The organism is Streptococcus sp. 2020WUSS084, from assembly GCF_044427445.1.
Classification (GTDB): Bacteria; Bacillota; Bacilli; order Lactobacillales; family Streptococcaceae; genus Streptococcus; species Streptococcus suis.
In genome coordinates this window covers 99,640-108,096 of the sequence record NZ_JAOTGC010000007.1, presented here as the reverse complement: position 1 = coordinate 108,096, position 8,457 = coordinate 99,640, and the positions used below count along the sequence as shown (strand labels likewise).

At 41.6% G+C, this 8,457-nt stretch carries 9 protein-coding genes and 1 pseudogene; 8 read left to right on the top strand and 2 right to left on the bottom strand.

The window, feature by feature from the left end:
• The 3 genes and pseudogenes from ODU50_RS05830 to ODU50_RS05820 form a co-directional block, all read left to right on the top strand.
• A pseudogene (locus ODU50_RS05830) lies at positions 1 to 88 on the top strand (IS200/IS605 family transposase); the annotation flags it as partial.
• Positions 89 to 298: 210 nt separating this feature from the next.
• The gene (locus tag ODU50_RS05825; RefSeq protein WP_024385011.1) at positions 299 to 682 is read left to right on the top strand and encodes a VOC family protein; all 384 of its coding nucleotides are present in this window, start codon (positions 299 to 301) and stop codon (positions 680 to 682) included.
• A gap of 292 nt (positions 683 to 974) precedes the next feature.
• A complete protein-coding gene (locus tag ODU50_RS05820; RefSeq protein ID WP_398581355.1) occupies positions 975 to 2,372 on the top strand; it encodes a polysaccharide deacetylase family protein in 1,398 nt (465 codons plus the stop codon).
• A 66-nt stretch (positions 2,373 to 2,438) separates the two neighbouring features.
• On the opposite strand, the gene ODU50_RS05815 is transcribed toward ODU50_RS05820, so the two are convergent.
• Together ODU50_RS05815 and ODU50_RS05810 are read right to left on the bottom strand one after the other, a co-directional pair.
• On the bottom strand, positions 2,439 to 3,521 hold the full coding sequence (locus tag ODU50_RS05815; RefSeq protein WP_105153327.1) for a DEAD/DEAH box helicase: 1,083 nt from the start codon (positions 3,519 to 3,521) through the stop codon (positions 2,439 to 2,441).
• Positions 3,511 to 4,497, bottom strand: coding sequence for a Gfo/Idh/MocA family protein (locus ODU50_RS05810; RefSeq protein ID WP_105153326.1), 987 nt, complete (start codon positions 4,495 to 4,497; stop codon positions 3,511 to 3,513). The genes ODU50_RS05815 and ODU50_RS05810 overlap by 11 nt, the downstream gene beginning before the upstream one ends.
• A gap of 82 nt (positions 4,498 to 4,579) precedes the next feature.
• On the opposite strand from ODU50_RS05810, the gene udk reads away from it, so the two are divergent.
• The 5 genes from udk to dnaX all read left to right on the top strand — a co-directional run bounded on the left by udk (position 4,580) and on the right by dnaX (position 8,335).
• Complete coding sequence (udk, locus tag ODU50_RS05805; RefSeq protein WP_002936217.1) at positions 4,580 to 5,209, top strand: uridine kinase; 630 nt, start codon at positions 4,580 to 4,582, stop codon at positions 5,207 to 5,209.
• A 1-nt stretch (position 5,210) separates the two neighbouring features.
• Positions 5,211 to 5,750, top strand: a complete 540-nt coding sequence (locus tag ODU50_RS05800) for a PadR family transcriptional regulator (RefSeq protein WP_105153325.1) — start codon at positions 5,211 to 5,213, stop codon at positions 5,748 to 5,750.
• An 87-nt stretch (positions 5,751 to 5,837) separates the two neighbouring features.
• Positions 5,838 to 6,107 carry a DUF1294 domain-containing protein gene (locus ODU50_RS05795; RefSeq protein ID WP_002940218.1) on the top strand — a complete coding sequence of 90 codons (270 nt, stop codon included), beginning with the start codon at positions 5,838 to 5,840 and terminating at the stop codon, positions 6,105 to 6,107.
• A 63-nt stretch (positions 6,108 to 6,170) separates the two neighbouring features.
• Entirely contained in the window at positions 6,171 to 6,668 is a 498-nt protein-coding gene (locus tag ODU50_RS05790; RefSeq protein ID WP_105153324.1) for a GAF domain-containing protein, read from the top strand.
• A complete protein-coding gene (dnaX, locus tag ODU50_RS05785) occupies positions 6,668 to 8,335 on the top strand; it encodes a DNA polymerase III subunit gamma/tau (RefSeq protein WP_044758507.1) in 1,668 nt (555 codons plus the stop codon). Before ODU50_RS05790 ends, dnaX begins: the two co-directional genes overlap by 1 nt.
• Positions 8,336 to 8,457 lie beyond the last annotated feature (122 nt).

The window sequence follows — 8,457 nt, the reverse complement described above, 5'->3', positions numbered from 1 at the left end:
TATTCAAGAGCAGGAAAAGCATGATATAGCACTTGATAAATTGAGTGTAAAAGAGTATGAAGATCCCTTTAGGGATAATGGCAAGTAGTACGAATGCCTCTTTAAGAGGCTAGTGACGAGTCAAAAGCAGTGAGGCTTGAACAAAGTGAAAGCCAGCGTCTTTAGGCGCTGGCTGGTGATGTGGGCTTACAGCCCTTGTTCAAACCACCCGTTTGACGGGTGGTCATGATTTTGAATATCGGATTTTTCATAGAGAGTATGGTATACTGGTGGTATTAAAAGGTAGGAGGAGTTTATTATGGCAAGTAAAAAAATGCTACATGCATGTTTGCGTGTTGAGAACTTAGAAGCATCTCAAAAATTTTATGAAGAAGCATTTGGATTTAAGGAAACCCGTCGCAAGGATTATCCAGAGCACAAGTTTACCTTGGTTTACTTAGCACTTGAAGGGGATGACTTTGAGATTGAATTGACCTACAATTATGATCATGGTCCCTATATCGTAGGGGATGGCTTCTCGCATCTAGCTCTTTCTTCGGATGACTTAGAAGGGGACAATGCGAAACACAAAGCATTGGGCTATCCAACGACAGATATAAAAGGCTTGCCAGGAAGTCCAGGTCGTTATTATTTTGTGACAGATCCAGATGGCTACCGTGTGGAAGTCATTCGTGCAGATTAATTTAGAAAAGATTGCCTAGGCAGTCTTTTTCTTTTTAGAAAAAAATCAGAAAATGGCAGAAGGGAGGGCATTAGGAAGTAAATCAATTATTTATACTCAATGAAAATCAAAAGTAGCCTAGGAAACGAAGCCGAAGATAGAACTGGAGTTCATCAAGGCAAGTTGACAACGGATAATTTTGATTTTCGAAGAGTATTACCTAATCTTTTTATGAGTTTTTATAGAACTGTCTTGACAAGAGCCTTTAAATGATTTAGCATAGTTTATATATGTTTTGAATGGGAGGTTGGATATGAAAAAAGTTAGTTTTTGGTTGGGAATCAACATCGCCTTGCTCGGCATAATGGTAAGTTTGGCTTTATGGTTATTTGCAGGACTTCAAGAAAGACAAGTTAGTCAGTTTATCGAGGAAAAACAACAAACCATCCTCGCTAAAGGCAAGGGCAAAATTCAAGAGGGAAATATTGATACGACCCATGTTGTGGCTGCCTTACCTACAGATGATGCAGGTCAAGTCTTAGGACCTGTAGAAAGTCGAATGATTTCGTATGTTCAAAGACGCTTTGGTCATAAAAAACCAGCAGGAAAAATTCAAAAACTGGTCTTTGTTTCATCAATAGAGGGAAAAACAAATTTTAAAAATGTAACAGCTCGTGAAATTCAAGCGGAGCACTATAAAGTAGACAACTTGCAAATTAAAAAGCAGGATAAACTCCCGTCTGAGCGTGTGTTGTTGACGCAGGACAATGAATTGTTTACCCTGGAAGATTTATTACCTAATTTATCCTCTGCAGCAAGTATTATTGTTGGTCATCTAAGAGAAGCCCTACTTGCTCAAGGAATGAAAGAGACTGATGTAGAAGCGATTGTCAAAAAATTTGAAACACTAGACTTAAATGCTATTTCTTTTAGTTATGGAGACAGCCAATTAACCTTACAATTACCAGATGGTTACGGCATCAACCAGTTGGTTCTACCAATTTCAGATTTGTACCCAGTAGTGAAGAGTGATTATCTAGTAGATGCTGATAAGGTTGGTTATGATGAGTATATGGTTGCACAAGTTGTGGATAAGAAACATTTGAGACAGGTTGCTCTAACCTTTGATGATGGACCAAATCCGAACACGACACCGGTAGTTTTAGATTTACTGAAAAAATATAATGCCAAAGCAACTTTCTTTGTTGTTGGTAAGGCTGTAGCTGGGAATGAAGCTATTCTCCGTAGAATGGTAGCAGAAGGGCACGTCATCGCCAACCATACGTGGAATCATCCCAATCTAGTCACTATTTCTGGGGAGCAAGTACAGAGAGAAATTCAAGATACACAGGCAGCTATTACTGAAGCTGCAGGTATTGTACCAACAATGGTTCGCCCTCCTTATGGTTCTGTTAACCAGGCCGTTGTCAATCAGATGGGACTTCCATCGATTTATTGGTCGGTCGATTCTAAAGATTGGAAGAGTCGCGATCCACAAGCCATTTTGAAAGAAATAAAAGAACAGACTTGTCCAGGAAGTATTATCCTAATGCATGATATTCATCAGTCAACAGTTGATAGCCTCGAGTCTGTATTGCAATATTTAACAGGTGAGGGCTACAATATGGTTACTGTAACAGACTTACTCGCCAGTCCTCTCAATCCTCAATTAATCTATTATTCACAAGAATTATCTGGTCCAGCCCAGTAAGAATGATAAAAGGCTTAGAATCATGTTAGTAGAAACACTGGTTCTAAGCCTTTTGTATATTGTTCATTATATTTTGTAGAGCTCTTGATTCTTGAGAATGACTTCTTGGACGGAGGCATACTTTTTCAATTGTTTTAGTTCGCTAGGACTAGATACTAGAGTGATGACAAGACCTTCCTTGCCCATGCGTCCAGTACGTCCAGAACGATGAGTGTAGGCTTCTTGGTCAAAAGGAACTTCAAAGTTGAGGACACATTCTAAGTTGTCAATATCAATACCACGTGCGACCATATCTGTAGCAAGTAGAAGATTGAGTTCGTGATTCTTGAAACGTTCGATGATGACTTTGCGGAATTTTACGTTGACATCAGAAGCTAATGAAGCTGCATTCACACCATTATAGAGTAGTTTATCTTCGCTTGCACCAAGGTCTGATAGGCTGTTAAAAAATGCAAGAGCACGAAAATCAGGGATATTGGCAAACTTACGTAGAGTTTCCAAACGTTCACGCTTATCTACCATCATATAGCAATGCTGGATATTATCCAATTTCTGCTCAGATAAATCAATGCTTTCAATGTCTTCAGCAATTTTTTGACGGTCAAATTTAGCTGTTGCACTCATGTAGATCAACTGGTGGTCACGAGGTACATAGTTGATAATCTTTTCAACAAACTGATATTGAGAATCGGAGAACAGCTGATCAAACTCATCTAGGACGATGGTGTTGATATTCATCATCTTGATTTTTTTCAATTTAATCAACTCGAAAATACGACCAGGTGTTCCAATCAGGATTTCTGGTCCTTTTTTTAGTCGCTCAATCTGGCGTTTTTGACTGGAACCAGATAAGAATAGTTGGGCAGTCAGCCCAATTGTCTCCGACCAAGTCTTACAAACATCAAATATTTGGCCGGCCAGCTCTGTATTTGGTGCGAGGATGAGCAATTGTTGGGCTTTTTTAGGAGTTAGGGCTAATAGGCCAGGCCAGAGGTAGGCAAGGGTTTTTCCTGTGCCTGTTGGGCTGATAGCTAGAAGGGACTTGCCGTTTGCAATAGGCTCAAAGGCCTGGACTTGGATAGGAGTAAAGTCCTCAAAGCCAAGTAGGGTAAGCTGGTCCGTCCAGCTGGAGGGAAATTTAGATTTCATTGTTATCCGCCTTAAAGATTATTCCTGCGTCTTGACGCATGGTGTAAAGTGTTTGATGGACGCTTTCTGCCACAGTCAACCACTGGTCCACAAGCTTGCGGTTTTGTTGCTTGATTGCCTGTGCAATTTCTAGCGCTTCTTCGAGCATAGGGTGCTGGGCCGCTTGGATTGGTAAAACAATTTGCTCTCCGTCATGTTTTGTGAAAATAGCAGAGCTAATATGCTGACATGCGTTGAGTGTTAGTGTTCCATCATTTGTATAGATTTCGCTTGCTAGATTGCTCGTAATATTTTTTCCTGCCTGAATGTGGACGATATAGTTGTCATAAATGAGTTGTCCCGAACCATTTAAGTCAATACTAGAAGGTAGCTGTTGTGCTACATAGCGGGCCGTTCTGGGAGTTCCCAAAATACCGATAGCGGCGTAGAGCGTATAGACACCTAGATCCATGAGAGCACCACCGGAAAAATCAGTTGAAAAGATATTTGGTATTTGCCCAGCCAACAATTCAGGCATCTTAGAAGAATACTTGGCATACCCAAATGAACCACCCAAAATCGTTTTATCCATCAAAAATTCACGGATAATGGTTTGAGCCTGTTCGTGATAGTTTCGAGCAGCCTCAAAGAGGAAAACATTATTTTCTTGGGCAACGCGACGCAATTGTCCTAATTCCTGAGGTGTAGAAACCATGGGTTTCTCAACAATAGCATGTTTACCAGCAGCTAGAACCGCTTTTGCCTGTTCAAAGTGCAAGGCATTTGGACTGGCAATATAGACAACATCAATGGGAGCAGAAAGAAATTTTACCCATTCTGTGTATAAATCGACTCCTTCATACTGCTCTGAAAAGGCAGCAGCAGTTTCTAGTTTACGGGAGAAAACAGCCTGTAGCTGATAATGTCCACTTAAATGGGCCGCCTCTATAAAACGATGAGAGATGTCTGAGGTGCCAACAATACCAAAATTAAGCATAAATTCTCATTTCTTTTGTGTTATCCTTTTCATTATACCATGTTTCATGGTAAAATAGTATTGAAAATAGAAGGAGATGATGATGACTCAGAAACCCATTATTATTGGCGTAACCGGCGGATCTGGGGGTGGCAAGACAAGTGTGTCACGTGCCATTCTGGATAATTTCCCAAATGCTCGTATATCTATGATTGAACACGATTCTTATTATAAGAATCAGTCCCACCTGACCTTTGAAGAACGGATACTGACCAATTATGACCATCCACTGGCTTTTGATACGGATTTGATGATTTACCATATCAGTGAGCTATTAGCAGGACGTTCAGTGGATATTCCGATTTATGATTACACTCAGCACACACGTTCAGAGAAGACCTATCGTCAGGAACCACAAGATGTATTTATTGTGGAAGGTATTTTAGTATTGGAAGACAAACGGTTGCGGGATTTAATGGATATTAAGATATTCGTCGATACTGATGACGATATTCGTATCATTCGCCGCATTAAGAGAGACATGGAAGAGCGTGGCCGTAGCTTAGATAGTATCATTGAGCAGTACACCTCGGTGGTGAAACCAATGTATCACCAGTTTATCGAGCCAACCAAGCGCTATGCAGATATCGTCATTCCTGAAGGCGTCAGCAACGTTGTAGCCATCGACTTGATTAACACCAAGGTGGAGAGTATATTAAGAGAGCGTGGTTAAGATGCCGAAGCAAAGAATATTACCTCATATCATATTAGGGATTATGGGTGCTAGCGGTCAGATGGTAACTGGCAAACAGATTACCGACTATGTTCAACGTGATTTAGGCGAATTTTGGCAGGTTGCCCATAGCCAAGTCTATCCAGAATTAAAACGTATGACCAAGGAAGAATTGATTACTTGTCATGCAGTACCTGGAAATGAAAAGGAAAAGCAGTATGCGATGACGGCTACTGGTCGTCAGATTTTAGACGAATGGCTATCCATTCCAAATGAAGAAACGCCTCAGCAAAAAGACTTGTTTTCAATCAAGATGTTTTTTATCCGTGAAAAGGATGACCCACGGATTCCTGGTTTGTTGCAGAGTCAAATTGAACTAGTCACCAAGCACTTAAAACACCTAGACAGTCGTAAAGTTGAGCTGTTCTCAACCAAGGAAAGTATCCAAGACAATTATGGACACTATTTGATTTTGGCACGGGCTATTGAACGCAACCGTGCCCAGCTCAAATGGTTAGAGGATACACTGGCAGAAATGTAACGATTCGGATTTCCGAATCGTTTTTCCTTGTGTCCTGTTTTGGATTATGTTAGAGTAAGAAGAAATGTGACTTAATTGGAGGAATGTATGTCAATCAAACAGATGGTTAGTATGGCGCTAGTAGTTTGGAATTTAGTTGTCTTCATTACCTATGGTATGGATAAAGGAAAGGCAAGAAAGAACGCCTATCGGATTTCAGAAAAGACCTTATTACTCATGTCCTATTTTGGTGGCGGGCTGGGTGCCTGGGCAGGTGGAACCCATTTTCGGCATAAGACACAGAAAAAGTATTTTCAACTAGCCTGGGCTATAGGGGTATTGATTGATGCAGTGATTATGTACTGGATGTGGAAATAGGCGCAAGCCTTTTCTTTATCGCTCGGACTATAAAAGTCGGCTTAACTATGCTATAATGTTCCTATGACAAAACAAGAAAAAATTTCAAATTATCAACTATTATTGGCTCAATTGGAAGCTCTTCTTGATGGTGAAACCAATGCTTTAGCCAATCTATCAAATGCTTCTGCTTTGCTCAATCAAGCTCTACCAAACTCTGTCTTTACAGGATTTTACTTATATGATGGTCAAGAATTGATTTTGGGGCCTTTTCAGGGTGGCGTTTCCTGTGTTCATATTGCACTTGGAAAGGGTGTCTGCGGTGAGGCTGCAGCTAAGCGCCAGACTATTCTCGTAGACGATGTTCGTCTACATGATAACTATATTTCCTGCGATGCGACAGCCCTATCAGAAATCGTTGTGCCAATGGTGAAAAACGACCAGTTGCTGGGCGTTTTGGACTTGGATTCGAGATTGGTAGCTGATTATGATACGATTGACCAAGACTATCTAGAAAAGTTCGTTGCTCTCTTGGTTGAGAAGACGGACTGGAATTTGGCTATGTTTGGAGAAAAACGCTAATGTACCAAGCTTTATATAGGAAGTACCGAAGCCAGACCTTTGGGGAGATGGTGGGGCAGGAGGTGGTTGCGACCACACTCAAACAGGCCATTGAACAGGGGAAAATCAGTCATGCCTATCTCTTTTCAGGTCCTCGTGGTACGGGTAAGACATCGGCAGCTAAGATTTTTGCCAAGGCCATGAACTGTCCTAATCAGGTTGGAGGCGAGCCTTGTAACGATTGTTATATCTGTCAGGCTATTACGGAAGGTAGCCTGGAAGATGTGATTGAGATTGATGCTGCTTCCAACAATGGTGTGGATGAGATTCGTGATATTCGTGATAAATCGACCTATGCACCTAGTCTTGCGACCTATAAGGTCTATATCATCGACGAGGTCCACATGCTGTCTACTGGTGCCTTCAACGCCCTCTTGAAGACCTTGGAAGAGCCGACTGAAAATGTGGTCTTTATTCTAGCAACGACGGAATTGCACAAAATTCCTGCCACCATTCTGTCAAGGGTGCAACGATTTGAATTTAAGTCCATCAAGGTGACGGACATTCAGGAGCACTTGGCTGCAATTTTGACCAAGGAAGGGCTAATCTTTGACGAGCAGGCTCTGACGATCATTGCGCGTCGGGCAGAAGGGGGGATGCGGGATGCCCTATCTATTTTGGATCAGGCTCTCAGTCTTAGTCAGGACCAGCAAGTGACCTTGGAAATTGCTGAGGAAATTACTGGTTCTATCAGCTTGCGTGCCTTGGATGACTATGTGGCAAGTCTGCGTCAAGGGGATAGTGTCACAGCTCTCCAGCATCTACAAACCTTGTTTGACCAAGGAAAGAGTATGAGCCGTTTTGCGACAGATCTTTTGCACTATTTGAGAGATGTCCTTATCGTGCAGACGGGTGGTGAGGATACGCATTTAACAACAGGTTTTTCAGAAAATATAGCTCTTGAGCAGGCACGGATTTTTACCATGATTGAGATGGTGACCAGGGGTTTGGCGGACATCAAGTCCAGTCCTCAACCGAAGATTTACGCTGAAATGATGACCATTCGTTTGGCTGAAGATAGTTCTCCTTCGGGGGCAATGGCGGAGCTGCCAGCTGATTTACTGGGGCAACTAGCCAGTCTGCAACAACAAGTTGCGGATTTACAGAAACAACTAGGTCAATTATCTAGTCAACCAAGTGCTGCTAAGCCAGTTTCACGCAAGCCGCAGGCTCCGAAGAAGTACCGATTGGATACCAGCAAGGTTCATGCTATTTTGCAGGAAGCTATGGAAAATCCAACCTTGGCGCGTGAAAATTTGACTCGCTTGCAGAATGCTTGGGGAGAAATTATTGAGAGTTTATCAGGAGCAGATCGTGCCTTGCTTGTTGGTTCTCAACCAGTCGCTGCAAATGAAAATCACGCGATTCTAGCCTTTGATTCTCCGCTTAATGCTGAACAGACTATGAAGCGTGACAATCTCAATACCATGTTTGGAAATATTCTCAGCAAGGCTGCTGGTTTTTCGCCACAGATTTTAGCCATTGCTCAGGAAGATTGGGTCAGTATTCGTGCTGAATTTTCGGCTAAGGCAAAAGGGCAAAAAACACAAGAAAGAGAAAAAGAAGAAAGCCCTGTTCCAGAAGAATTTGGCTTTCTAGCGGACTCAGTAGAGATTTTGAATGATTAGAAAATATCAGTCCTAAGACTGATGAATAGTTTTGATAGATATTTTATACTATATTCAATCCTAAATATTTTTCATATCTCCTTAAGAAACACTGACTGATTTAGTTGGTGTTTTCTTGTTTA